This is a genomic window from Microbulbifer sp. ABH2_005 (assembly GCF_056160005.1).
Genome location: NZ_JBSWWI010000003.1, coordinates 1 through 26,287, shown reverse-complemented (window position 1 = coordinate 26,287; position 26,287 = coordinate 1). Strand labels below are relative to the sequence as shown.

At 54.2% G+C, this 26,287-nt stretch carries 25 protein-coding genes; 9 read left to right on the top strand and 16 right to left on the bottom strand.

Features of this window, described 5'->3' with window-relative positions:
- The first annotated feature begins 3 nt into the window (after positions 1-3).
- The 7 genes from ACXAFI_RS19010 to ACXAFI_RS18980 all read left to right on the top strand — a co-directional run bounded on the left by ACXAFI_RS19010 (position 4) and on the right by ACXAFI_RS18980 (position 9,615).
- Positions 4-1,635 carry a TldD/PmbA family protein gene (locus ACXAFI_RS19010; protein WP_444920633.1) on the top strand — a complete coding sequence of 544 codons (1,632 nt, stop codon included), beginning with the start codon at positions 4-6 and terminating at the stop codon, positions 1,633-1,635.
- A gap of 214 nt (positions 1,636-1,849) precedes the next feature.
- A complete protein-coding gene (locus ACXAFI_RS19005) occupies positions 1,850-2,575 on the top strand; it encodes a DUF4159 domain-containing protein (protein WP_475110036.1) in 726 nt (241 codons plus the stop codon).
- Positions 2,576-2,577: 2 nt separating this feature from the next.
- Positions 2,578-3,576, top strand: a complete 999-nt coding sequence (locus ACXAFI_RS19000) for an AAA family ATPase (protein ID WP_475110035.1) — start codon at positions 2,578-2,580, stop codon at positions 3,574-3,576.
- 5 nt (positions 3,577-3,581) lie between these two features.
- Positions 3,582-4,484: a DUF58 domain-containing protein gene (locus ACXAFI_RS18995; RefSeq protein ID WP_475110034.1), complete on the top strand. Its 903-nt coding sequence runs from the start codon at positions 3,582-3,584 to the stop codon at positions 4,482-4,484.
- Between the two features lies 1 nt (position 4,485).
- On the top strand, positions 4,486-5,706 hold the full coding sequence (locus tag ACXAFI_RS18990; protein WP_475110033.1) for a BatA domain-containing protein: 1,221 nt from the start codon (positions 4,486-4,488) through the stop codon (positions 5,704-5,706).
- A complete protein-coding gene (locus ACXAFI_RS18985) occupies positions 5,699-7,927 on the top strand; it encodes a hypothetical protein (RefSeq protein WP_475110032.1) in 2,229 nt (742 codons plus the stop codon). Before ACXAFI_RS18990 ends, ACXAFI_RS18985 begins: the two co-directional genes overlap by 8 nt.
- Positions 7,924-9,615, top strand: a complete 1,692-nt coding sequence (locus ACXAFI_RS18980) for a hypothetical protein (RefSeq protein WP_475110031.1) — start codon at positions 7,924-7,926, stop codon at positions 9,613-9,615. The genes ACXAFI_RS18985 and ACXAFI_RS18980 overlap by 4 nt, the downstream gene beginning before the upstream one ends.
- On the opposite strand, the gene ACXAFI_RS18975 is transcribed toward ACXAFI_RS18980, so the two are convergent.
- Both ACXAFI_RS18975 and ACXAFI_RS18970 read right to left on the bottom strand, forming a co-directional pair.
- On the bottom strand, positions 9,604-10,167 hold the full coding sequence (locus ACXAFI_RS18975) for a lipocalin family protein (RefSeq protein WP_152450422.1): 564 nt from the start codon (positions 10,165-10,167) through the stop codon (positions 9,604-9,606). The genes ACXAFI_RS18980 and ACXAFI_RS18975 overlap by 12 nt on opposite strands.
- 139 nt (positions 10,168-10,306) lie before the next feature.
- Positions 10,307-11,083 carry a ferredoxin--NADP reductase gene (locus ACXAFI_RS18970; protein WP_152450420.1) on the bottom strand — a complete coding sequence of 259 codons (777 nt, stop codon included), beginning with the start codon at positions 11,081-11,083 and terminating at the stop codon, positions 10,307-10,309.
- 124 nt (positions 11,084-11,207) lie between these two features.
- On the opposite strand from ACXAFI_RS18970, the gene ACXAFI_RS18965 reads away from it, so the two are divergent.
- Entirely contained in the window at positions 11,208-12,086 is an 879-nt protein-coding gene (locus ACXAFI_RS18965; RefSeq protein WP_475110030.1) for a LysR family transcriptional regulator, read from the top strand.
- Between the two features lie 44 nt (positions 12,087-12,130).
- Here ACXAFI_RS18965 and ACXAFI_RS18960 read toward each other — a convergent pair whose 3' ends face one another.
- The 10 genes from ACXAFI_RS18960 to ACXAFI_RS18915 all read right to left on the bottom strand — a co-directional run bounded on the left by ACXAFI_RS18960 (position 12,131) and on the right by ACXAFI_RS18915 (position 20,855).
- Positions 12,131-12,625 (bottom strand): hypothetical protein, encoded by a 495-nt coding sequence (locus ACXAFI_RS18960; protein WP_475110029.1) that lies wholly within the window; start codon positions 12,623-12,625, stop codon positions 12,131-12,133.
- A gap of 139 nt (positions 12,626-12,764) precedes the next feature.
- Positions 12,765-14,387, bottom strand: a complete 1,623-nt coding sequence (locus ACXAFI_RS18955) for a M28 family metallopeptidase (protein ID WP_475110028.1) — start codon at positions 14,385-14,387, stop codon at positions 12,765-12,767.
- A 149-nt stretch (positions 14,388-14,536) separates the two neighbouring features.
- Entirely contained in the window at positions 14,537-15,280 is a 744-nt protein-coding gene (locus tag ACXAFI_RS18950; RefSeq protein ID WP_475110027.1) for a hypothetical protein, read from the bottom strand.
- Positions 15,281-15,289: 9 nt separating this feature from the next.
- Entirely contained in the window at positions 15,290-15,772 is a 483-nt protein-coding gene (locus ACXAFI_RS18945; RefSeq protein WP_475110026.1) for an ACT domain-containing protein, read from the bottom strand.
- A gap of 115 nt (positions 15,773-15,887) precedes the next feature.
- Positions 15,888-16,622, bottom strand: a complete 735-nt coding sequence (locus ACXAFI_RS18940) for a hypothetical protein (protein WP_475110025.1) — start codon at positions 16,620-16,622, stop codon at positions 15,888-15,890.
- 79 nt (positions 16,623-16,701) lie between these two features.
- Positions 16,702-17,187, bottom strand: coding sequence for a hypothetical protein (locus ACXAFI_RS18935; protein ID WP_444920622.1), 486 nt, complete (start codon positions 17,185-17,187; stop codon positions 16,702-16,704).
- A 276-nt stretch (positions 17,188-17,463) separates the two neighbouring features.
- Positions 17,464-17,928, bottom strand: coding sequence for an ecotin family protein (locus tag ACXAFI_RS18930; RefSeq protein ID WP_444920621.1), 465 nt, complete (start codon positions 17,926-17,928; stop codon positions 17,464-17,466).
- A gap of 45 nt (positions 17,929-17,973) precedes the next feature.
- Positions 17,974-19,098, bottom strand: coding sequence for a c-type cytochrome (locus ACXAFI_RS18925; protein WP_475110024.1), 1,125 nt, complete (start codon positions 19,096-19,098; stop codon positions 17,974-17,976).
- 181 nt (positions 19,099-19,279) lie between these two features.
- Positions 19,280-19,966 carry a thiol:disulfide interchange protein DsbA/DsbL gene (locus tag ACXAFI_RS18920; protein WP_152450399.1) on the bottom strand — a complete coding sequence of 229 codons (687 nt, stop codon included), beginning with the start codon at positions 19,964-19,966 and terminating at the stop codon, positions 19,280-19,282.
- A 229-nt stretch (positions 19,967-20,195) separates the two neighbouring features.
- The gene (locus tag ACXAFI_RS18915; protein WP_152450397.1) at positions 20,196-20,855 is read right to left on the bottom strand and encodes a c-type cytochrome; all 660 of its coding nucleotides are present in this window, start codon (positions 20,853-20,855) and stop codon (positions 20,196-20,198) included.
- 124 nt (positions 20,856-20,979) lie between these two features.
- Here ACXAFI_RS18915 and yihA point away from each other — a divergent pair, with 124 nt between their 5' ends.
- Entirely contained in the window at positions 20,980-21,648 is a 669-nt protein-coding gene (gene yihA / locus ACXAFI_RS18910; protein WP_475110023.1) for a ribosome biogenesis GTP-binding protein YihA/YsxC, read from the top strand.
- 333 nt (positions 21,649-21,981) lie between these two features.
- On the opposite strand, the gene ACXAFI_RS18905 is transcribed toward yihA, so the two are convergent.
- The 4 genes from ACXAFI_RS18905 to ACXAFI_RS18890 form a co-directional block, all read right to left on the bottom strand.
- Entirely contained in the window at positions 21,982-22,440 is a 459-nt protein-coding gene (locus ACXAFI_RS18905; RefSeq protein ID WP_475110022.1) for a hypothetical protein, read from the bottom strand.
- 693 nt (positions 22,441-23,133) lie between these two features.
- The gene (locus tag ACXAFI_RS18900) at positions 23,134-24,102 is read right to left on the bottom strand and encodes a ribose-phosphate diphosphokinase (RefSeq protein ID WP_152450390.1); all 969 of its coding nucleotides are present in this window, start codon (positions 24,100-24,102) and stop codon (positions 23,134-23,136) included.
- Entirely contained in the window at positions 24,099-24,743 is a 645-nt protein-coding gene (locus ACXAFI_RS18895; protein ID WP_475110021.1) for a dienelactone hydrolase family protein, read from the bottom strand. The genes ACXAFI_RS18900 and ACXAFI_RS18895 overlap by 4 nt, the downstream gene beginning before the upstream one ends.
- Positions 24,744-25,205: 462 nt before the next feature.
- A partial coding sequence (locus ACXAFI_RS18890) for a DNA polymerase (protein WP_475110020.1) occupies positions 25,206-26,287 on the bottom strand: 1,082 nt, incomplete at its 5' end.

Genomic DNA, 26,287 nt, shown 5'->3' with positions numbered 1-26,287 from the left:
GAAATGGATAGAAGAAAATTTCTCCAGCTCAGCGGTGCCGGCCTGGGTGTTTCCATGTTGCCGCTGTCCGGCAATCTGGTGGCCGAGAGCAAACTGACGCAAAGCGGTATCGATCTCTCGGTAAAAAAAGAATTTGCCGATGTCGCCCTGAATACCGCCACCAAACTCGGCGCCACTTATGCCGATGTGCGCATTGGCCGTTACCTGAACCAATACGTAGTCACCCGCGAGATGAAAGTGCAAGACGTGGTGAACACGGAATCTATTGGTATGGGAATTCGGGTTATCGCCAATGGTACCTGGGGCTTTGCTGCCACCAATGACCTGACCGCCGATGGCGTCGCCCGCGCCACCCGTCAGGCAGTAGCCACGGCCAAGGCCAACTCCAAGTACCAGCAGGAACCAGTACAACTGGCCCCGGTGAAAGGTCATGGCGAAGTCAGCTGGCAGACACCGATCCAGAAAAACGCTATGCAGATCCCCCTGGCCGACAAGGTGGATCTGTTGATGGATGTAAACAAGTCTGCCCTGGATGCCGGCGCCAGCTATATCAACTCCATGTTGTACCTGGTGAATGAGCAAAAGTATTTTGCCTCTACCGACGGCTCCTATATCGACCAGGATGTTCACCGTTTGTGGGCGCCCTTCTCGGTCACTGCAGTGGACAAGAAAACCGGTGGCTTCCGCACGCGCCAGGGCCTCAGCCAGCCGGTAGGACGCGGCTTTGAATACCTGGATGGCCGCGCCGAAGACAAGATCCAAGCGCAGACGGTGCTCTATCGCGATTCCTACGATATGGCCGAAGACGCACGCCTGGCGGCGCAACAAGCCAAGGAAAAGCTCACGGCTAAATCGGTCAAACCAGGCAAGTACGACCTGGTGCTGGACCCAAGCCACCTTTGGCTCACCATCCATGAATCCGTCGGCCACCCGCTGGAGCTGGATCGCGTGCTCGGCTACGAGGCCAACTTTGCCGGCACCTCTTTCGCCACTATCGATAAATGGCGCAGCGGCAAATTCCAATACGGCAGCGACAAAGTCAACCTGTTTGCCGATAAGGTACAACCCGGCTCTCTCGGCGCCGTCGGCTACGACGATGAAGGCGTGAAGACCCGCAACTGGGATCTGGTAAAAGACGGCGTACTGGTGAACTACCAGGCCACCCGCGACCAGGTACACATGCTGGGGCAAAAGAAATCCCACGGCTGCTGCTACGCCGACAGCTGGTCCAGCGTGCAATTCCAGCGCATGTCCAACGTTTCGCTATTGCCTGGCAAGGAGGAGCTAAGCGTCGACGATATGATCAAGGATGTGGAGAAAGGCATTTATATTGTGGGTGCCGGTTCCTTCTCCATCGATCAACAGCGCTACAACTTCCAGTTTGGTGGACAGCTGTTCTACGAAATTGAAGACGGCAAGATTACTGGTATGGTGGAGGACGTCGCCTACCAGTCCAACACCCAGGAATTCTGGAATGCCTGTTCGCAGGTTTGCGACAAGCGCGACTACCGTCTGGGTGGTTCCTTCTTTGACGGTAAGGGCCAGCCGATGCAAACCAGTGCCGTGTCCCACGGTAGTTCCACCGCACGTTTCGACGGTATCAATGTGATTAACACCAAGCGCAAGCTGGGCTAGCCATTGATCCACACGGGAGCTGGCTAGCACACCAGTCAGCTCCTAGCATTGAAAATAAATGGGTAGAAGGAAAGAAGGTGCTCCGTTCGAGACCGTATGAGGCATGGATGCCGATTACGAGCGTACAGGGATGTATTTACAGCGTGTCTCGAACGGAGCACCTTCTTTCCTTTGCTCTCAACAATAAAAACCAACGCAGTAACAGAGTTATCCCGTGTCCCTCACCCGCAAGGCTTTTCTCCAGCGCCTGATCCTGGGTGGCTGCGCCGCATCGCTGCCGCTGGGCACACGCGCACAAAATACCGCACCGGGTAGTGCGCAGGAGCACTACGATTTTTATTTCACCCGCTTGATGTACGAGTCCGGTGACTGGGATGTGGATCAGCGCATGCCCTCCAACCTGCTCAATTCACTGGTGGAATACACCAATCTCAGGGTTGATCCCAAAGAGCACATAGTGCCGCTGGCCGATAAGAAAATGCTGCTGGCGCCTTTCTGCTACCTGGCCGGACACAAGCTGGTGCAGTTCACCACGGAAGAGGCAAAGAATTTTCGCGATTACGTCAATCGCGGCGGCTTTGTTTTTGTCGACGACTGCAACCACGATATCGACGGTCTCTTTGCCAAATCCTTCGAAGCGCAAATGGCCGAGCTGTTTGGCGAAGACTGCCTGCAAAAACTCCCGGATGATCACGACCTCTACCGCTGCTTCTTTCAATTCGATGAATTGCCGGTAACCAGCTTTGAATTAAATGGCTGGGGTGATGATCTGGTACACGACTACCTGAAAGCCATTGTTGTTAACGGCCGTATCGCCGTGCTCTACAGCAACAAGGATTTCGGCTGCGAATGGGACTACGACTACCGCAACAAACGCTGGCTCGCCATCGATAACACAAAATTTGCGGTGAACATTGTTATTTACGCACTGACGAGCTGATTATGCTGACCACCCTGGAAAATAGTATCGAAGAACAACTGCATAGCCTCGACAATCTTCAACAGGAGATTGCGCGGGTGATTGTCGGCCAAAAACCCGTGGTGGAACAGATGCTGATCTGCCTGTTGGCCGGGGGCCACGCCCTACTCGAAGGGGTGCCGGGGCTGGGTAAGACCCTGCTGGTAAAAACCCTCGCCGATGCCAGTGCGCTGGATTTTAAGCGGGTACAGTTCACCCCGGATTTAATGCCCGGAGATATTCTTGGCAGTGAGATCCTCGAAGAGGATCACAGCACCGGCAAGCGCTTTTTTAAATTCCAGCAGGGCCCGGTTTTCACCAATATCCTGCTCGCCGATGAAATTAACCGCACACCGCCGAAAACCCAGGCAGCCCTATTGGAGTCCATGCAGGAAGGCTCGGTAACCGTAGGCGGTAAAACGCTGAAGTTGCCCGATCCCTATTTCGTACTGGCCACACAAAACCCCATCGAGCAGGCCGGCACCTATCCGCTGCCGGAAGCTCAGCTGGACCGCTTCCTGTTAAATATTCATATCGACTATCCCGATGAGCGGGATGAAGTTGAAATCCTGCGCTCCACTACTGGGGCCAGCAGGGTCAAACCCAGCCCCAGCCTGGATGCAGAGCAACTGCAGGAAATGCAGAAACTGGTGCGGGAAATTCATGTCAGCGACGATCTGTACCGCTACGTGGCGACACTAGTGCGCGCCACCCGTATGGAAACCAGCGGCAGCGATACCCTACAACAGTGGATCAAGTGGGGCGCCGGCCCCCGCGCGGGGCAGGCTCTGATTCTCGCTGCCAAGGCCCGCGCCCTGTTGCAACGACGCCTCGCCGTCACCCGCGAGGATATCCGCAGCCTGTTACTGCCAGTGCTGCGCCACCGGGTGCTGCTCAGCTTCCAGGCCCAGGCCGATGGCGTGCAGATGCCACAGCTAATTGAAGAATTACTGACGGCGGTGCCGGAACCGGGCCGGGACTGATCAGCGTGGAATACCTGTCCCCCAAAACCCTGGCCAGTTGTCGCGACCTGGTGTGGCTGTCGCGACATATCGCCGAGGGCGTAATGCTCGGTGTGCAACACAGCCAGCGCCGTGGCACTGGTCTGGAATTTCACCAATACCGAGGCTATCAAGCGGGCGATTCCATTCGCCATATCGACTGGAAACTGTTCGCCCGCAGCGATCGCTACTATGTGCGCGAGACAGAGCAGGAGAGCCGCATGCACGTTTGCTTTGTGCTCGATACCAGCGCCTCCCTGAGCCAGGCAAGCTTTGTCGAGCCCAGCCTGAATAAACTGCATTACGCCAAGTGCTGGATTGCCAGCCTATGCTGGCTGCTCAACGCCCAGGGAGACAGCTATTCCCTATTGGCGTTTAACAGCAGTCGTACGGTTTATGTGCCCGAAGGCCAGGGCGAGAGCCACCAGCGTCAAATCGCTCTTCAGCTACAACAACTCGACGCCAGCGACCACTGGCCAGATCACACTCAACTGGCGCCGCTGTGGCAATACTTTGAACGGCCCTGTCAGGTGGTATTGCTGAGTGATTTTTTTCAACAGGGCAATGAGATCGGCGATTTTGCCGCACGCCTGCATGCCGCCGGCCGCCCCTGCCTGCCACTGCAGTTGTTAGTTGAGGCAGAACAGACTTTTCCTTTTGGCGGAGAGCTAAAGCTGCTCAATCCAGAAGTAAGCGCCATTACTCCCGCAACTTTAGAAGTGGACGCCGAGCGGCAACGCCAGTCTTACCTGGATGCTTTTGCTCAAGCCCAGAGCGAGTTAAAAGCACGCTTTGCCACACAGGAGTGTTCACTACAGACCGACCTTATCGAGCAGCCTGTGGAAAAGTCATTGCAGCAATTTATTCAACTGCACGGCAGGTTGTGCTGAGATGTTGTGGATAAATAACTTATTTCAATCCCCACAGTGGCTATGGCTATTCACAGCCCTGATTATCCCTATCGCCATTCATTTGCTACGCCGAAGTAATCCACAGCAGATCTCCTTTGCTGCGCTGCAATGGGTACAAAGATATTCACAGAGTCGCGCGCGCCGCCCTATTGTGGATAACAAGTGGCTGCTGCTATTGCGCCTGCTAATCGTCGCCCTGCTAGCAAGTTTGTTGGCACAGCCGCTGATTAAACGGGAAATTTATCCCCAAGAGGGCGTGATACTGGTAGACCCCAGAATTGGGGCGGGCGAAGCGAATACATTTATCCACAATTCACTGCCACAGCTTGTCGGGGAAGGTTATGAAGTGCTGTGGTTATCCCCAGAAACACCTTCCGTAACCTCACCCCCACCACAAAATGTGGACCTGTGGAAAACTCTATCGATACTATCACGCCGGGCGGATTTGCGTAGGGCTCATATCCTGTTGATAAACAACGGGGTTCCAGCATCCCACCAGGCACTAAGAGTCAGCCCCCACTGGCAGTGGCACGGCCTCGATAAGCCATCCACAGCTTCGAGCCCGGTAGTACCGAGTATCGCTTTAATGGGCAAAGCGCCCAGCTGGTGGGCGCCTGTGCTGGAAGACTGGCAAGGCAATATGCCGGGACTATCGGTGCATATTCAGGAACAAGAAGAGACACCCGATGCCGAGCAGGCAGATTGGTTGATCTACACGGGCCCCGCGCCCCTGCCACAAGCCGTGCTGGAATTTGTTTCAGATGGCGGCCTGTTAATCACCGACAACAGTATCCCCCCTACCGATAATCTCAACTTCGTTGCTGTGGATAACAGCCAGTCAGCTCAAGCGGCCTCAATGGGACGGGGAAGTTGGCTGCGCTACGAAAGTGACTGGTACAGCGAGGCCTTTTATCGCCGCGCAGATTTACCTGAACGCTTATGGCAACAGTGGTCTGGGCAAGACTGGGCCCTACAACACCAAAATCGTGGCCACTGGTCTGCCAATAAAGTAGTGGCAGGCATAGCTGGGGCAGGCCTTCCTGTAGAAGATAGCGAGGTAGAAAACCGTCGTATTGAACAACTGCAACCCTGGTTGATTATCGCCCTAGTGTTACTTCTGGCCTTTGAACGCCTAATTGCCCTATCTCGCCCCCCAGCCATCATGGCAATCGATAGTAATAGGGAGGCCGACCATGGATAAGCGCCAGTTAACCCTTAATGCTGTGCGCAGGCGCTGGCAACTGGCAGCCCTGCGGCTCTATCTCTGGCTTGCCACTGGCCTCAGCCTTCTGGCTGGCTTGGGTATTTTTGTATTCGGCTGGCCACAGTGGCTATTGCTCGCCTGGCTCGGAATTATTGTTGTAGCAATTCTATTGGATCGCAGCTGGCGCCCAAGCCCTGAAAGCCTATGTCGACAGTTGGATGGACAATATCCACAGCTGCAAGACAGCAGCCAGTTGCTTAGCCAACAGAAAACCAACCTAAGTCCATTGCAGCAATTACAGCGCACGCGTATCGAAACAGAACTGCATCAACTGCTGGAAAGTGGCGACCGGTCGTTTTTCGGTCCAAAAAAACTCCGCAGTGCCCTGACAAATGCTTTTGGTGCCTGCCTGGGGCTATTGATATTTGTACTGAGCGATTCTAACTTCACTGGGGATAAAACCGAGACCACGCAAGAAAATACAGCTATTCCCGTTGCCGAAAAGCTCGCCATAACGCGCGCGGCAACCCATATCCAGCCGCCCGCCTACACTGGGCTCGCAGCCGACAGCCAATCCCTACAAGTCGATGTGCCGGAGCAGTCTGCGGTCGAGTGGCAACTTGAATTGAATCAACCGGTGCAAGGGCTGGAAATGCTGGCCGAAGCTGAGCGCTTCGCCTTTTCTCCGCTAGATGATCTACCCAGTAAAAAATGGCAATTACAACGCACTATTGCTAAGGCAGACTTTTACCAGCTTTCAGTGCAATTCGCGGAGAGCCAAATACTTTTGCCGGAAATCCATAATATTCGGGTGCATAAAGACAGTGCCCCGGAGTTTACCTTTGAGGCACCCAGCCTGCGCGTCGATACCATTCAAGGGAGCACTCAAAGTATTCCCGTGAAGGTAATAATTAGTGATGATTACCAGGTGAGTTCTGTGGATTTATTGGTCACCCTCGCCAGCGGCACCGGGGAAAATTTACGCTTTCGCGAAGAGCGTATTCCTCTCACCAGTTTGCAATCCACTGCTTTATCAACAAGCCTCTCGGAAGATAAGAAAGCAGCTCGCTACGATTTCCTCCTGCCCATCCACCAGTTTTCCATGGAAGCGGGAGATGAACTCTACTGGTATCTGGAGGCCAGGGATAACCGCGAGCCCAGCGCCAACGTTGCCAAGAGCCAACACTTTATCTTGCGCTGGCCGCAAGAAGAGATTTTCGGGCTGAGTGACAGCGAGGGTATGGCGATTAAGATATTACCGGAGTTCTTCCGCAGCCAACGCCAGCTGATTATTGACACCGAGGCCTTGCTAGCCGAGCGAGAGCAGCTGCATCCACAGGACTTTCGCAAACGCTCCGAGGGTTTAGCCTATGAACAGAATTTGCTGCGCATGCGCTACGGCCGTTTTCTCGGCGAAGAGGATTCGGAAGCGGAGCATTCTGGAGCAGAAAGCGAGAAGCACGATGATGAAGAGGAGTCCGAACACGGCCATAGCCACGATCATACAGAACAAGGTGAGCACCAGGCACATGGCGAAGAAAATGCCACTCCCTTTGCACAGCGAGACTCCCATTTCCAACAGGCAGAGCGCATAGCTGCTTCTGCCGGACACCGGCATGACAGCTCAGAGCATGCCACCCTGTTCGACCCCCAAACCAAGGAGCTACTGCGCAACGCGCTGAATGCCATGTGGAGTTCCTGGCGCGACCTGTCGGTTATAGAGCCCCAAGCCTCCCTGCCCCACCAGCACCGGGCTCTGCGCTTTATCAAGGAAGTACAGCAGGCTTCGCGTATTTACTTACAAAGAGTCGGGTTCGAGGCGCCCCCCATAGACGAAAGCCGCCGGCTTAGCGGTGAACGGGAAGAAGTAACGCCAGAAACTGTCGACAGTGCATTTGAACAAATACAAAGAGCACAGGTACTCGCCCTAATGGCCCAGGTAGATGCTGGCGCCGAACTCGATACCGATCTGCTGGTGCAGATAAATGAGCTAGCTGCAGAGCAATCACTAGATCTTGGCCTGGAGCTGTCCAAACAGCTGCGTTTATACCAGCAGCGCCACCAGCAACCGAATTGCATTGATTGCACAAACTCCCTGAATCAGCTGCTCTATCAGCTACTGCCAACACCGGAATCTGCGCCTTCACTGCCTTTGCAAACTGAGGCAGACGGCCATTTCAGCCGTTGGCTGCACCAGCAAGGGGAGAAGTCATTGTGATTGATTTCTTGATACCCGGCCTGTGCCTGTTGGCCTGTTTAGTATCACTCGTTCTGTTGCGCCGCCGTGGCGCCAAGCCGTTCGACTATGGCCTGCAACTGGCGATTTGGTTGAGCGCCTGGATACTTTGGCAGCCGCCGGCAATCATTCCCGCCGAGCGCAATATCTCTATCGACAGCAAACAGCTGGCGAGCTCACATCCAATAAATCTCAATGGTGTGGAAAATATCTCCCTCAATGGGGAGCCACTCGGCCGCGACAAACTGCGGGACTTGGCACCGGTGCGCCTGGAGTTATCGAAGATCCAGGAATCTGATAGCAGCTGGGAATTCGACTGGCAGCGGCGAATTACCTTGGGTGATCCTTTAAAATTAAAGGTTCATAACAACCAGCCACTGACTGAAAACCTACGAATTAGTTTGCTCAATCCCTACGGCCATATTGAAGACAGTCTTGAGCTGAAAGTGGGAGAAACAATTCAGACACAACTCACTGCCACTCCAAAACTCGCTGGCCCCCAGCTATACCGAGTACGGACGGAAAGCGAAGCCGGCGAAACCCATACAGATCCCTTGCCCATCCTGGTGCGAGAACCGCTCCAGCCCAAGTTATTACTGTGGCTCGCACGCCCCTCTTTTGAGACGGCCGCCCTCTCCCGCTGGCTGCGTCAATCCGGCGTAGCGGCACAGGTGATGACCCAGTTAGCACCTGAAATTAGTAGAAAAGAGACTCTCAATGGGCTTCCCCTTACCGAGTCTGCGGATCTACTTACCAAGGAAAGTCCCTTCGATTTAGTCATACTCGATAGCAGTTTGTGGCCACAGTTCTCCTCTCAACAAAAGCGTCAGCTCAACGAGCTGGCCACTACAAAGTCACTGTTGTGGTTAGTCACTAGCGATAGCTCTGAAGATTTTCTCCAGTACGCTGCTGCCCAATCCATGCCTCTACAAAAGGGAGAAGCACCCCATTTACGCTCCGGCTTTGGCTTCCAAAAAGCGAGCAGCGCGGAGATTCCCCCACTGCGCAATCGAAGCCTTACAGCCGTGCAGCCCGGCCCCAGCGACTCATTACTGGGTGAAAGAGAGAATCCGCTTTTCTGGGGACGTTCAACCGAGACCCAACACCTGGGTTTTATCCTATTTAGCGACAGCCACCGCTGGCTAACCAGTGGCTTTGCTACTGAATTTGCCAACCTGTGGAAATCCATTATCGATTACCAACTCAAACATTTGGGACGTCAGCCGCCAGTAACCCTCTCCAATGAGTTACCGCGTACACAGGAACGCACCACCCTATGCAGCCCACTTTTTTCTAATCAGAGACCAGTGTTATTAAGCTCCCAAGAAAACTCCCACCCCATCAGTGGAGTCGCCGTAAGTAGTAATTCCCAAGGCCAGTGCTACAGCTTCTGGCCACAGAGTTCTGGCTGGCATCAGCTTAAAAGGGATTTGAAGGGCGAAGCGGCATTGGATTTCTATATCTTTGCCAAGGAGGACTGGCCCCAGTGGCAGCAGTCTGTAAATGACAGGGAGACCCGACAAATGGCCACCGCGCGTTTGGGCCCAATAGGCAATAGCCAAGCAAGCAAAGTACCGCTTGAGCGCCAGTGGCCGGCGTTGATTTTGCTGTTACTGGTGTGCATAAGCTGGTGGCGGGAACGCAGGCTATCGAGCAGGTCACTCTCTTGAAGACTGCGCCGAAGGTTTATTGCCCGGTTGCGCCTCCTGCTTGGGGAATATCAGCTGATCGACGGGATAACCCAGGGCTTTGGCTTTTTGTATAAACTGCTCCAGTACATCCTTGGGCATAGTCGGGGTGCGGGACAAAATCCACAGATAGGATTTATCGTAGCCGGATACCATCGCGTATTGATAATCGTCTGTCAGATCAATAACGATATAAGACGAATAAAAAGGGCCGAGAAAAGAAACCTTCAGGTGGGCTATATCACTCGGGCCGACAAATTCAGCCCGCCCCTCTGCCAGCTGCCAGGCATCGCGGGCCTTCGAGTAACCGGTATTGACCACTGCAACAGAGCCATCGGGGTTGAGGGTATAGTCGGCGGTTACCAAAGTCAGGCCCCGCTCGAAAGAGTGGTCCAAGCGAGCAATCTCATACCAGTGGCCTAAATAGCGCTGCAGCTGGAAATTCTGTACTGGCTCAACTCCCTCCGGTACCCGTGTACAGGCACTTAGCCATAGAAGGGAAAACAGTATGACACCCAGCGAAAACAGCTTCATCTAGCCACTCCCAGCAATCTCACTTTCGAATCAGGATAAAAGGCAAGTGTTTCACATGGTCAGGATAGTTTCCACGATGGGTATTTCACCCATAAAAAAACCACCGCGCGGGTGGTTTTTCATCGCTGGACTGGCCAACTTATTTTTCTACGAAAGCGCGCTCAATCACATATTCGTGCGGCACGCCTGCACGGGTCTCCTTGAATCCCCAGTCATCAAGGATATTGGTGAGGTCTTTCAACATTGCCGGGCTGCCGCACAACATAAAGCGGTCTTCCTCAACATTTGGCTTGGGCACATCCAGATCAGTAAATAGCTTACCGGACAGCATCAAGTCAGTCAGACGACCGGTATTGCGGTAGGGCTCACGGGTTACAGTGGGGTAGTAAAGCAGCTGCTCACGCACCATCTCACCAAAATATTCATGCTCAGGTAGCTCCTTCTCGATCTGCTCCTGATAGGCCAGCTCAGAGACATAGCGCACGCCGTGGGTAAGAATCACCTGATCGAAACGTTCGTAGACCGTGGGGTCTTTAATAATGCTCATGAAAGGTGCCAAACCAGTACCCGTAGAGAGCAACCACAAGCGCTTGCCGGGTAGCAGGTGATCCGCAACCAGAGTACCGGTGGGCTTCTGGCTCACGTAGATCTCGTCGCCCGGCACAATCTTCTGCAGGCGGGAAGTCAGCGGGCCATCGGGTACCTTGATACTGAAGAACTCCAACTCGTCTTCGTAGTTGGCACTGGCAATGGAGTAGGCACGCAGCAGCGGACGGCCGTTGTCCTGTTGCAGACCGATCATCGTGAAATGTCCGTTCTCAAAGCGAAAACCCGAATCCCGGGTAGTCTTAAAGCTAAACAGCGTGTCGTTCCAATGATGGACTTCCAACACCTTCTCTATATTCAATTTGGACATAAACTTAAAACCGGTTATTCCACGAGTCTCTTGATAGTTGAATTTTAGCCCTGGAAGATCTATTGGCAAAGTGGGATATTTCGATATTCCTTATCTATTTTAACGATCAAGTGGAGATTTCTCTTTGCGCTATACTTTGCGCCAACTGGAGGTGTTCCTGGCCTGTGCCCACCACGAGAATGTGAGCCGTGCAGCGGAGAGCCTGAGCATGTCACAGTCCGCCGCCTCCACCGCCCTAAAAGAGTTCGAACAACAGTTTGAGTTGCGCCTGTTTGAGCGCACCGGCAAGCGCCTGCGCCTGAATGAGCTGGGTAGGCAACTATGGCCCAAGGCGGAGGAGCTGCTGGAACGGGCACAGGAACTGGAACAGAGTCTGGCCAGTCATCGTGATCTGGGGCGCCTAAAAATAGGGGCAACCCTAACCATCGGCAATTACTTGGCAGCGAACGTAATGGCCCGCTACATGGAGGAGCAACCCGGCACACGCGTGGAGCTGGAGGTCGCAAATACCTCGGCAATTACCGAGCGGGTGCTCAACTTTGAGCTGGATCTTGGGCTTATTGAGGGCGAATTTAATCACCCGGATCTGGAAATGATTCCCTGGCGTAGTGATGAATTAGTAGTCTTTTGCGCCCCCTCTCATCCCCTGTCCAAGCGCAAGCGCCTGACAGACAAAGATCTGCTCAATGCCACCTGGATTACCCGGGAACCTGGCTCCGGCACACGCCAGACTTTTGAGCGTGCAATGGTCGGATTACTTCCAAACCTTCATATTTTGTTGGAGCTGCAGCATACAGAGGCAATTAAGCGAGCCGTGGAAGCTGGGCTCGGTATCAGTTGCCTATCTAGGGTCTCTTTAGCAGACGCCTTGAAGCGGGGCTCATTGATCGAATTGCCGGTATCACAGAGGAACTTTCACAGAGAATTTTATTTCGCTCTGCATCGGCAAAAATATAGGAGTGCGGGAATTGAGAGATGGTTAGAATTATGTCGAAGCGTATAAATAAAGAACCACCCCGTAGGGTGGTTCTTTTTCCAAGCAAGTGCTTATTTTACACGCACCAGCTGAGATTTCATTTCTTCAGGAACTTCATCAATAGAAGCTATTGACAGGCCGCCCATAGGAGCAGCTGCAGTGTTTGGCTGCAGAGTAACATGTGCGGATTCTGGAAGTTTCCACATTGCACCAGTGGCTGGATCAACAATCAACCAGCCGATTAGACCACCAACAAGGATATTACCAATGTACCAACCGTCCATACCCGCTTTAATCAAAAAACTCTGCTCGTTGTAACCAGCCATCTGGTATTTAACCGTATAGCTCGCAGAAGAGAAGAATCCATCAGATGCTGGCAGGGTAACAGTATCAGGGGTTACGCCACTGTGAACGTCGAAACCCGCTTCATTGATAATGGTAAAATTTGCACCGCCTGGAGTGCTATTGATTGATACCGGATAGGAACTATCACTTACGATACTTGCACAACCCGTTGCCATTACCAATCCAGTAATCGCAGCCCCCAAAGCTAATTTTTTAAACATTTTTTATGTCCTAATACGGATAATATATTTTATTCATCGGTAACTAACCGATAGGCTGCGCAATTTACCACAAACCAATAATTATCTTGTAAGAATTTATTCACAAACTATTTACAATCGGAGTAATAGTCTGTGTAACCTAATTCGTACTAAACAAGTCCCCAAAGAAATCCCCCTCATACCATGAAGGCTTATCCTCGGCATCTGCCACTTCACGGGCGATCAAATAATTAACTTCGGTAAATTGCCTGGCCGCGGCGTAGTTCACCCCTGCATCGGGCGCATCTCCGGGTTTGTGATAGCTCTCTTTCAGGAAGGACACTTGCATAGCAGTGCCATCGATATTCGGGTCCTGTGCTTCTCGCCCAGTAATGAGGTAAATAGAAGGCACACCGCGGCGTACGAAATTGTAGTGATCGCTGCGTACGAAGATCACCTCTTCCGGCATGGGATCAGGGCTCAGTTTTAGGCCGCTACGGATTGCGGCGTTTTCGGCAACCTGGCCCAGGGAAGAGTGCTCGGCACCGAAGGCAATAATGTCGCGGAATGGGTAGAGCAGCATAGGCATATCCAGATTGATATTGGCCACGATGGACTGCAGGGGTACGGTAGGATATTCGGCAAAATAGTCCGAGCCGAGCAGCCCTTTCTCTTCTCCAGTCACTGCCACAAATAAGAGAGAGCGTCGCGGAGCCTGGCCGGATTCCGCAAACAGCCGTGCGGTTTCCAGCATGACGGCGATTCCTGCGGCATTATCTTGTGCGCCATAATAAATCTGGCCATCCTCTTTTTTGCCGATATGGTCCAGGTGGGCAGAGAAGACTACGTATTCATTTTTAAGTACCGGGTCACTGCCTGGTAATACGGCCACTACATTGGGACTGAAAATTTCCTGGTGTTTAGAGCTTGTGCTCAGCGCCGCGCGGTAGGGAATCGCAAAACCCTTGGGGTTCTGACCTTTTTCCATATCGCTGAAGATAGCTTCCAGACTCTGCTGGGTACCGCTGAAGAGTTTGCTTGCTGCATCGATGTTGAGCATTACACCGGGATATAAGCCGGGGGTGGCACTGCCCGGCTCGCCCTTGCGGTTTACCCAGTCGAAAGTCTCATCGTGGCGGTGCTCCGCATAGCGCGCAAAGGGGCGACGCTTTTCACGTTCGGGTGTATAAAGGGTGATATAACCAACCGCGCCGTGACGAGCGGCGGTTTCGCGCTTGTTGTAACTGGAAGCGTAGTGAGCCCCCACTTCACTGGGCAGGCTCTTGGGCCGACCACTCAGTATTACCGCGATCTTCCCTTTCACATCCAGCCCGGCGTAATCGTTCAGGCCATAGTCCGGCGCTTCAATTCCGTAACCGACAAATACCAGCTCGGCTTCCAGGCTAGCCTTCTCATTCACTGCAGAAGGTGAGGCGATGAAATCCTCACCAAAAGTAAAAGTGACCTCACTGCTCTTCCCTTTCACGACAAGACTGGGCTCGGCGCCATTCCAGCTGGCACTGCGGAAAGGCACATTTTGAAAGTACCCCTGCTCCCCTGCTGGGTCGAGGCCCATCGACTGAAACTGATCGGCCACATATTGCGCCGCCTTGAGGTAGCCCTCGCTGCCCGTATTTCTTCCCGCCAGCTCTGCAGATGCCAGGTAATTCACATCCCGACTGATATTGTCGATATTCGCGCTGGGCGCTGTGTCAGTGGTCACTGCGGTGCAGGCCGCCAGCAGCATTGCCAGTAGGCCGCTGAGCAGGATTTTGCTTTTCATGGAAACTCTACTTCTCGAATAAATCATCGCGGTCAGCCAGATTGCACCAGCGCCGCGCCAAAAAGGTGCACAATCTTAACACGATCCGGCTCAATACAGGGACGCACAAAGTGAGCGATTACTCACCCTGAAGGACTAAGATTTAGGAACTAGGCCGCCTTGTAGAGGCCGGGGAAAGCACGGTTCAATGCTGCGGTAACCTCCTCATGAGCCCGATCAGCACAAAACTCTCCATGGGCGGCCAAATAATGTAGGAATGGCAACTGCAGCAGGCGCTGAAAGTCCTCTTGCAGCCAACAGCGCTGGTCCCGGCCCTCGGGGGTCATTCGCGTTCGCCAGGCGGGCGGTACCTGCATACCAGCGCGTATGCCGGAAAGGCGCATCAAATTGCGGCCGCACCAGCTACAGCCGCTCCACTTTCCCCAATACTGCAAGGCATCACAGCCCAGTAATAAGCCGCCATTAAAGGGCAACCACCAAAAGGCCTCGGGATAACGGCTATAACGCAGTTCCAGAAACTGACTTCCCGGTATTGGAGAACTGCCCCAATCTTTCACCAGTCTGTCCGCACTGGGAGGATAAAAGTTTGAGCCGGACTGCCGCCAAAAAGTCAAGTCAAAGTGATCTCGGTAGTAGAGGTCATCCTGACCGTGGTGATAACCCAGTCGTACCGCATGGGAAATTCGGCCTAGATCCTGCAGCTTCTCCTCCTGGGCTGGACGCAGGCGGATCGGGTTCACCAGTACCAGCTCCTCCTGCCAGCGCACTATGGCCATATTCCGATTGATAGTGACTGCCGGAGCCAGTTTGACGGTTCCCGGTACATAGAAAAGGTCTGGTAGTAGTTGGCGAATTTCGCCGTGGGGCTGAGGCTGGGGATAGTTGATACTCACAGCGAAAACTCAGGTGTAGTACACCCGATTACTGAGTCCGCGCAAAAGCTGTAGGGCCTGTTGCGCGCTCTCTTCCGGGACAAAGACGTGGTCGTGACGCAGGGCGTTTACCATATTGGCCACTATGCCCGCATCGGCGAGTTCTCTCGTGACGGTTGCGGTAAGGCCCACCGCACTGAGACCGGAAAAGACCTGCAGGGTGATTTGTCGAAAGGGCCCGCTGGAGGCAATTCCATACTGTTGTGCCAAGCACTTGGGTAAAATTGCGCTCATGCCCTCACCTTCACGGAAAATACACAGGCTTTGCGTCAAGACTTCTTCGAGCCGGGCATCCGACACTTGGCAAAAAACGTAAGTTTCCTCTTGTAATTTAGGGCACATATTTCTCAGAATATTTGTGAGAGAAACTTCTTCTGTCATACCCGATTTGCCATTGAAAAAACCTGCTTTATAACCACACAGTAAGCGGATGCCCGGCAGAGACCATTTCATTCAACTATCCATAGGAATCACTTTTCCCATGGAAACACCGGATGGTTATAAGGTCTGGATGATCAGTACTCTCTGTCAGTGATTCACACCACTACTTTGTCAGTGGTTTATTATTTTAATTTCGCTTACGCCTATTCACGTTTTTTTTTGTCGTTTTTTTTAATTCTTCGCCTTCCAGCTCAGGTTCACCCGGTGCTGGGGAGGTATTCACTTCTAAATCGGGGGAGTCTTTTTTCTCCCAACTCTGCAAGACTCGATCAATCGCTTTTTCTAAGCGCACATGGGGGAATTCCGGACAGGGCGCACCCTTACCCGGGTCGTGCCAGGCGGACAGTGGTGCAACAAATACCACCAGGGATTTGTGTAGGCGATCCCGCCCGATACTTACCTCTGTCCAAGTGGTTTGCCAGGCAAATTTTCCTCGCACGGAATAATCGCTCTCATAGGACTTCAAGGTGAGGAAATAGGGATAGATTTTCCCTCTGCGGCAAATGATTCTACGACCGGTTTTTATATTGGCCATCTGAGTAAAAGGATCAAAATACCAATGGATATCGTAACCAAAGATAAATTGCAGTTTTCCATCTTGGGGGAGAAAGGCGTAGGAGCGGCCAGTGCCATCGGATTTCAAACTCCATACATGACGTGCCTCCCCATCCCGGGAAATAAGCCAGGCACCAACCCATTGACTGGCATTCAAGCGGGATTGAGCTTGCCAACCGGCATTCCGCTGCTGTGTCTTTTTCTCCTGTTCACTCTGTTTCTCCTTTTTTTTCTGCTCATCCTTCGCAAAAGCGGAAACAGCTGTGAGCAAAAATACCAGAGCCAACACCAGGGTTCTTTGCATCACAGCTTTACTCCAGTATTCGACGCTCTCCTCCCTGAGTGGAAAATTCCTATTTTATTTTTAATGAGTGCTAATCAGAAAATCAGCTGGCAATGTTGGGACAGTTGCTCCCAGCCTTAGGAGTGTTCCAGCCACTCAGGCGGCGCTGGAAACTTAGTAAGCCGCCGCCCGCCTGCAGCCAGTGCCGCCCATCAATCACCGCAAATAACAGGGTGGAACGGCTCCAGCCGCGAAACGCTACCGAAACTACGCCGCCTTTACAGCTAACGGATGCACCGGTGCGCACCCGCACACGATCGCCATCCAGTTGCCAATTAATGGCGAAGCCGTGGGTCAGCCTGCCTCCGGAATTAAAGCCATAGGCATAACCGGAGCCATCAGCATTAAGTTGCCACACTAACTGGTCGTCTCCCTCACTCACCACCAACCAGTTGCCCGCCCATTTTTGTTGAGCCGATTCCGCTGTTGCCGCCAGCGGCAATAGCAAAAAAAGCATCAGGGCAATGGCACAACTTTGTAGCGGGGATACACAAACAGGATTTAAAGGGGGATTACGCAAATACTTCATGCGCTGCTCTACCGTAGGTGCTCCTCGGCAAAAACCGCGGAGTAGGGTTACTGTGAACGGCGGTTTGCGTCACCGCCAATATTCCTGTCCGGTTAAGGCCACAGGCCAAAAAAACCGGCGTGAAAAATCGCACAGGCGTTATTTTTCACATCCCTTGCTTAGTAAGGCTAGACGCAAAATCCCACAGTGGCATTAGAAGCATTAAAAATATTTATTGAGGCGCCACTGTGAGGGAGCGGAATTAGGCAGGCAGATTGAGTGGGTTTAAGGAATACCTTATTTGGACTGTGCGTCCGACAGATTTTTATCCGCCCGCCACACACGGTATTTCAGCTGTACACCCTCTGGCAGATACACCACCAGAGGCTGGCTACTGGTATAGGGCAGTATCAGTCCCTTGCCGCGCACGCGGATAAAGCGGCGGGATTCAGAGTCGGGTCCACACACCTTACTGGTACCCTGCGCGGGCTTCAGGTCCGCCAGCACATAATAGGGATAACCCCAACCCGGCAATACCTGGCGCTGTAAAGGTGCGTTGAAACTGCGAAGGTTACAGTCGGCCAGTGCATTTTTACCCGGCACCAGCTCAACCATAAAGCGGCTCTCATCGACCACCTTGGGCAGCTCTATCACATGGCGATATTTCCCTTCTACTTCTGACGGGAAAGCATCCAGAGGCTCGGCCGCCTGAAGCGGCAGTGCATAATAGAGGATAAGGGCGGGCAATAGGGATCTTGCCATGGTGACTTCCTCACGGCTGGACAACTGACCTGGCGCACAAGCATCTTAAAGTCTAGACCGCTTTCTCCAACGCAATCCCCACCAAAGAGAGAGCCCAAGCGCTAGCGCCAATGCAAACAGCAGCGTCGCCCACAGATAACTGATGCCGCTGCCCGGCATCGGTTCGAGCCGTGCTCTGGCCCTAGCCAGCAAAGTGCGTAAATTTTGTATAGAAGCAATCACATCCGTGTTGGGTGCGGCAGAGATCACTTCCCGCCGCAATTTTTTCCATTGCGCTTGAAGCTGGCTGTACAAAACCCTGTCTCGTAACTCAATGGACTGCTGCAGGGGCTGGTAGCCCTCGCGATAGGCGAGCATCAGCTTGTGGTAAGCGCCGGCGTTATCTCCTCCCCGGTAATCGGTTTCCGCCAAGAGCAGTAGCCCCTCGGCACGGGCCAGAGGATGTTCGAGGGAGCGCACCAAGTGGGGATGCCCCCTCCACCACATCAGGGCATTCCTGGCATCAGTGGGCAACTCGACCGGGCGGGTGACCGCCATACCCGGCAATCCGACCAGGGCCGGGTAGCGCTCGGCAAGATCAGCGGAAGGTGGCAGTTGGTTCTTCACAGCAAGGGCGGCAACGGTTACTGCCAGCGCCCAGCGTTGCCGGCTATCCAAGTCGCCATCGACCCGATTGCTATGTACCGTATCCACGGTGGGATCGAGGGTATTGTAGAGGTCGTAGAGACTGAAACTCGCCATACGCGTGGCGTCGCGCAGGTCTGGAACCGCGCCACCCCCCTGCCCCCAGCTACCGTGGCACCTGGCACAACGCTGTTGGAAAAGGGGTGCCGCTAGGTTGGCCGCGGGCAAAGACTGCGTGGGGGAGCGCTGCATCTGATAGAGAGCCGCCAATCGATCGGCGATCTCATTGGCCCTCCTGCGCACAGCATCAGCGTTATCGCGACGGCCTATCGCCTCCTGCAAGGCTCCAATACTCCTCTCCAAAGCGGAACGGCCAGGTTTGTCTGGTAGTTGCCGTACCAGCTCCAGCGCCTGAGTGGCATGGTGTTGTTGTAGTCGATAGAGGTCTGTATCGAGGATTCGGTCATCATCGACAGAGTCCCCATAATCTACAGAGATATAGGAAAGCAGATTGCTCGCACGCGCGGCCAGCCTGTCATTCTCCATTGTCTGCTGTGCCCATAGGGACGGAAAGAAGAGAATCAGCAAGCACAAACAGATCCATAGATATCGCAAAGGTGACTTCCTGTTCCTGGCTGCTGCGGTAGAAAGTGGGTCTACTCAAGTGTGGCAAAAGTGCAGATACAAAAAACCCCGCACTGGGCGGGGTTTGTTTTTGGCTGGGCTATCAGCCTCGATCGGCGCGTTCTTTAGCGATCAGGTAGTCCGCTACCTGCAGCATCAATTCCTGTCCGTTGCTCTTGCCCTTGTAACCCGGCAGAGAGGAGCTGATGCGGTATTTACCGGCGACGACCACTTCCGGAGTGCCAGTCATCTTATAGGCGCGCTGGTTGGCCACACCCTGCTTAACCTTGCTGTTGATGGCGAAGGAGTTCATCAGTTTGGCGGCCTTGGCACCATCGGCACCGTGCTTATTGAACAGGGCTTCGATAGCGGCCAGGTCGGGCTTAAAGTCACGGCCTTCGCGAATCGCCAGCATCTGGCGCTGGTTGTAAATGGTATTGAACAGAGGGGTGTGCATTTTATCCAGAACGCCCATGGCATCCGCCACATAGAACAAACGGGCGTGAACATCCATCACCGGCTGCCAAATTGCCGGCAGCTTCACCAAAGCGACATCACTGGGCATTTTTTCTTGCCAGCGATCCAGAGTCGACTCGAAGTGGTAGCAGTGGGCACAGCCATACCAGAACATCTCGGTCACTTCGATCTTGTTGGCATTTTTCTGCGCTACCGCCTGTGGCAGCACCTGGTAATGTTGGCCGGCCTTAAACTCTCCGCTTTCCTTGGCGCAGGCAACAAGGCTGAACAATACAGCGAAAACCATTGTTATAGGGGCGAGCACTGCTCTCATAAGTCTTCTCCAGCTTCTATATTCGTGGTTCGAGCGCCTGATCTGGCGACATACTGTCGGGCCACTGAGGACACAATAGACAGCGCTGATTATTTAAGTTCCCCGCGCCGGGCGCAAGGCGAGGTCGCAAAGGTGGCAATACTTTACCCAATTCCCACCCCCATGCGGGAGCGTCGGACACAAAAAAGGCCGGTGTGTGACCGGCCTCTCGTTGCTGTGGCTAACCGATTTAGTCGGTCAGACCAGCGATGTAGTTGGCAACCGCCTTGATCTCGGCATCGGAAAGCTGCTTGGCCACGGTGCGCATGGTGCGGACTTCACCATCATTGGCACGAGTGCCCGCACGGAAGGCTTTCAACTGCGCTTCAATGTACTCCGGATACTGACCGGAAAGACGCGGATAACCTGCAGGGGCATTGCCCTGGCCGGTGGGCGAGTGACAACCCATGCACGCCGGCACGCCGGTTTCCTTGTTGCCGGCGCGGTAGAGCTTGCGGCCCAGAATCAGGCTATCGACACTATCACCGCTATTTAGCATCACCGGGAAGGCGGTAGAGCCAGTCAGCTGCATTGGCTGGGAGGCGAAATAGGCGGCGATATCCTGCAGGTCCTGGTCTTTGAAACTGTCCAGCTGACCGATCATCTGCGGTATGTCGCGGGTTTTGCTCTGAATATCCTGAAGCTGCTTGTACAGGTATTTTTCACCGAGGCCGGCGATTTTTGGGAAAGCCGGCGACAGGCTGTTGCCATCAGCGCCGTGGCAGGCGGCGCACTGGGCGGCCTTAGCCTTGCCCGCAGCAGCATCGCCCGAGGCCATTGCAAAAGGTACGGCCCCCAAGCCGAAAACCAAACCGAGTGCCAGAGCAGTGTTCTTGATAATGCTGTTCATACGTCGTCCCGTTGCGCGCTGAGATATGGCGTTTCGTGTCGCCCCCGATAGTCCTGCGACGCGAAAACCGCGGCATTATATACTTGCGCGCCAAGCGAGTGTACTGAATCAGCAGACTTAAACGATGCCAATTAACAAATTTGAAGCCCAGCCACAAAAACTGAACTATCGTGCCATACGATTTCTCACCAGCGCCCCTACTCTGACCGAGTGTCCGGAGGACATTGGCGCAGAGGTCGCCTTTGCCGGCCGATCCAATGCCGGCAAGTCCAGCGCCATCAATGCCCTCACCGGCAACAACAAGCTGGCGCGCACCTCCAAGACCCCCGGACGCACCCAGCTGATCAACTTTTTCAGCCTGTCAGAAGACCAGCGCCTGGTGGACCTGCCGGGTTATGGCTACGCCAAGGTCGCCCGCAGCATGAAAGACGAGTGGCAGCGCCACCTGGCCGAATATTTGGAACAACGCACCTGCCTGCGCGGCCTAGTGCTGTTGATGGATATACGCCAACCCCTCAAGGAGTTCGACCTGCATATGCTCACCTGGGCGGTAGAGGCGGGCCTGCCAGTACATATCCTGCTCACTAAAGCGGATAAGATGAAAAATGGCCCGGCCAACAACGCCCTCTTCGCCGTCGAGAAAGCCCTCAAGGAACAGGAGCTCAGCCGCGGCGTCACCCTGCAGACCTTCTCTTCGCTGAAAAAAACCGGGCTCGACAAGCTGGAGCGCAAACTGAACACCTGGCTGGCGCCTCAACCAGAGTCACCCGAACCGACTGAGGCAGAGCCCTGAGGCGAGCGCCCGGAAGGAACTAATTCCGGGCACGCTCCTTCGGCCTGCTCTGAGTGTTGGGCAATAAGCCCAACACTCTCAATATGGCGGCAGTCGAGAAGGTCGGGGACTCCAAGACCACCGTATCAGTTCGGCTCCTCCGAGATGCTGTCCCCTGTCCGCGTCAGCGAGCGCAGCAACAGCTGACGCAGGCGCCGGCGTGCCTGGGGCGTAGCACAGTGCAGCGCCTCCGCGCAGAGAGCATGCTGTGCGAGCAGGTCCACAAGGGCATCCTCGCGAATAGAAACGGTCAGCAGGCGCGGGGACTCTTTTGGTGCCGCTGCCGGCTCTGCCTCAGTGCAACTGCAGGCTTGCCCCGCCGTGGGATACGGGTTTTCCCCCGGCAAGAAGGAGTTCCGGCTTGCCATCTCCATCCGAATAGAGCGCGCTGATACAGTCAGCGGCAAGCTGCTGTTTATCGCGATCTCCCAGCTGGCGGGCGAGAACAGAACTGGCTCCCACAAGGAGGTAATGGTGGTGTTTTTCATCTCCCTGATTCCGGTAGGCCGCCATCAATTGGGCTGCACTGTCACTAAAACGCGTCGCAGAAACGGCATAGCTGGGCCACTCGCGTGTGAGTAACATTCCAGCCACATCAAATGCGCAACCCAGATAGGGAATCGCCTCACTATGGTTCCCCTCTTCGCAAAGCATCCTGCCGCGCTCCATCCAATCCAACCACGCCTGTTCCGCACGATCAGTGTTATCGATCAACCATTGGCGGTGGTTTGCACATAGGTAACGTAAATTCACGGTAACCCCCCTGTTAGATTTAAGCTAAAGATAATGAGAAACATTATCATTTGCAAGCGCATTTGTATTTGTGGGATACGCTTTGAGATAGTCGGGGGTGCCAAAATCCAGGTATAAAAAAAGCCGGCAGATGGGGGCTGCCGGCTAGGGGTCAGTGCCCTTGGGGTGGGGCACTTGCCAGACGCACCCAGGGGGACGGGTACGCCTGAGGGTTCCTCTAGTATGCAAACTCTTTGCATATTGAAAGGTTAGGCTGGCTCAGATTTGTTTCCCAGCCAGTAAACACCACGATCAGAGGTCTGCGAATACTATGCCCTTTCTCTGCCTATTTCCGGAAATAGATTCCAAAGCCAGCAACAAATCAGTGGCCGTGGAAATAGTTCGCCAGTGAACCTTTTAAAAATCCTCTTTCGCCCAGACAAAAAAAACCCCGGTTTTGGGGAATTCCGGGGTTAAAAAGCTGAACGCTTAGGGGTTAGGGAGCAACAATGATCTGTATTCTTCGATAGGGCATTTGCCCTGTTGGTTCCCATTTCTTAAGTAAATAAATGTAAACGCAGCTCAAGTGCGGGAACGATAATGCGTGATATTCGTGGGTCGGATGCTCAAGAGATGATTGATGCGCCAAAAGCAGGCAAAACCACAAAAAGTCGACGACTGTTTTGTCTATAGGAGGCCTTTATCGATTAAAAGTTAAAGAGTGAGTTCACTCACCGGGCCGCAATCATGCAAGCGTCGAATCGCTTCCGCCATCAAGGGCGCACAGTCGAGCAAGTGAAAGTTCTGAGGCAAATGTAACTGGGGCAGAGAGTTGGTCACTGCCACAGCATCCAAGGGCAGTTGTGACAAGTCCGCAAAAGCATCTCCACTAAATTGGCCGTGGCTGGCCAACGCCAGGATACGCTGGGCTCCGGCCCGCTGCGCGGCTTCAACCGCTCGACAGAGTGTTGCGCCACTGGCGATAAGGTCATCCACGATCAATACGACCGCTCCGCGCACCTCTCCCACCAGGGTGCCACCACTGATCTTCTCACCCTGGCGGTACTTCTCCACGAAGGCACTACTTACCGGACGCCCCAGGCGCTCACTCAGTGTCTCGCGCAATTTCTCTGCGCGTTTTATCCCCCCCTCATCTGGGGATAAAACCACCAGGGGCCGCGGCTCCGTCTTCAGTCGGCCCAGGGCAAACTCCAATAACAAAGGCTCCGACAGTAAATGCAGAGTGCGGCAACGAAAGGCATTCTCATAGGCAGACAGGTTGTGGGCATCGAGGGTCACTACCACCTGGGTACCCACGGCCTCCAGTAGGCTGGCCAAATAGCGGGTCGGAAGCGGATCGTGTAACTTTGTGCGTCGGTCTTTGCGCCCATAACAGAGATAGGGCATTACCGCGGTAATACGAGCGGCACCGGCATCGCGTAAAGCGCCGATAAAAAACAAACAGCGCAGCAGTTTTTCATCAACACTGCTGTATTGCTCCCTGTGCAGAGATTGCACCAGGAAGACATCCGCTCCCTCGACATCATCCAGGGGGCGCACCTTGTGCTCACCATCGGCAAAGCAGCGCTCCTCATGCCGGGCCAGAGGTTCACCCAGGGCCGCGGCCACGCGACCGGCAAAGTCGGCGCCGGCATCCAAACTGAATAGCTTCAATCTACTCATAGCAGGCTCGCGCGAAACCAGCGCACGCTCATACGCACCACTTCATCCATGGCTCCAGGCTCCTCAAATAAATGGCCGGCGTGGGGTATCAGATGTAAACGGGGCTCGTTGACCATATGCTGGAGGGCTTCTTTATTCAACTCCAGTACCTGCTTGTCATCGCCGCCCACCAGTAGCAGTGTGGGCGCCTTGACCAGGGGCAGGTCCGACCCGGCCAGGTCCGGTCTACCTCCCCGTGAAACCACCGCGCCTACCAAAGATGGTCGCTCGGCAGCGGCGATTAGCGCTGCCGCGGCCCCTGTGCTGGCGCCGAACAGGCCGACATGCAGAGCCCGGGTAGTTTCCCCCTGTGCCGCCCAATCGATCACTTCCACCAGACGCCGGGCACTCAGGTCGATATCGAAGCGATATTCACTGGTGGCTTCGTCCGCGCGGCTCTCTTCCTCGCTGAGCAGGTCGAATAGCAGTGTGGCAAATCCCGCATCGTTCAGACGTTTGGCCACGGCAATATTGCGCGGACTAGCGCGGTTACTGCCGCTGCCATGGGCAAAGATCACCAGTGCACGCGACTCTTGGGGCAGCGTAAGAGACGCTTGCAGGGTTTTATGCTCCGCTGCCAACGCAATAGTTTTGCTCTGCATCAATGGTCCTCAAGACAGACAGGCGCTGGTGGCGACTGATAATCCTAGCCGCCAAGACGATATGTCATACGAATGTATTCTCTGTAGTGCTCAGACTAGACCAGATGAGCGCCAAGGGGTCTGCGTGAGTAGCTTGTGTCACTTAAACCATGAAAAGCGTGCGGTGTGGAAGGGGAGTGAGCGAAAGACAAAAAAAATGCCCCGGACTTGGGGGAGTTCCGGGGCAAACATCTGACTTCCTTGGGGGATGATGACGCATTCCAACGATCTTGCCTTTTTAGAGGGGCTGTCGCCGGAACAGTTCCACGGTTTTCCGCAAAGAATGTAAAAACGCCGACTAAAACACGCTTATTGGCGCTTATTTCATTAAATAGGCACCCATTAAGCCTTCTTGTACCGGCGTATCTATCTCAGATCCCCCTGAACATTAATGAGTGCGCCAAAGGCGCTGCACGAAAAAACTCAATGCGCCTGATCCCAGTTCTTGCCACGCCCCAGATCGACAATCAAAGGAACATGCAGCTTGGCCGCGCCCTGCATAATTTCCTGTACGCCGGAGGCCACCGTCTCGACTTCATCCTTCGGCACCTCGAGCACCAGCTCATCGTGTACCTGCATAATTAATTTCGTCGACAGCTGCTGTTCTTTAAGCCAGGCATCCACAGCAATCATGGCGCGCTTGATAATATCCGCGGCGGTACCCTGCATAGGCGCATTGATGGCGGTGCGCTCGGCCGCTTGGCGCTGCATGCCGTTGCGCGAGTTGATCTCTGGCAGATACAGACGGCGGCCAAACAGGGTTTCTACATAGCCCTTCTCCGCCGCCTGCTTGCGGGTATCCTCCATATAGCGCAACACACCTGGGTAGCGCTCAAAGTAGCGGTCGATATAGGTCTGGGCATCGGCACGCGGGATATCCAACTGCTTGGCCAGGCCAAATGCAGACATACCGTAAATCAGACCGAAGTTGATGGCTTTGGCGCGGCGGCGCTGCTCATCACTGACGGCATCCAGCGCCACTTCAAAGACTTCAGCAGCAGTGGCGCGGTGAATGTCGGCGCCGTGGGCGAAAGCATCCACCAGGCCCTTATCCCCAGACAGGTGCGCCATAATGCGCAGCTCAATTTGTGAATAGTCCGCAGCAATAATTTCACTACCGCCATTAATGCGCGGATCCGCGGTAAAGGCACGGCGGATACGACGCCCTTCCTCAGTTCGGATGGGAATGTTCTGTAAGTTGGGGTCACTGGAGGACAGTCGACCGGTGGCCGCCACCGCCTGGTGGTAAGAGGTATGCACTCGTCCGCTGCCGGGGTCGATCATTTTCGGCAGCTTATCGGTGTAGGTATTCTTCAGTTTGGCCAGACCGCGATACTGCATAATCAGCGCTGGCAGCTCGTGATTGTGGGCCAGTTCCTGCAGTACCGCTTCAGCGGTGGATGGCGCCCCCTTGGGGGTTTTCTTGATCACCGGGATCTGCAATTTCTCAAACAGAATGACTCCCAGCTGCTTAGTGGAACCCAGGTTGAATTCCTCACCGGCCA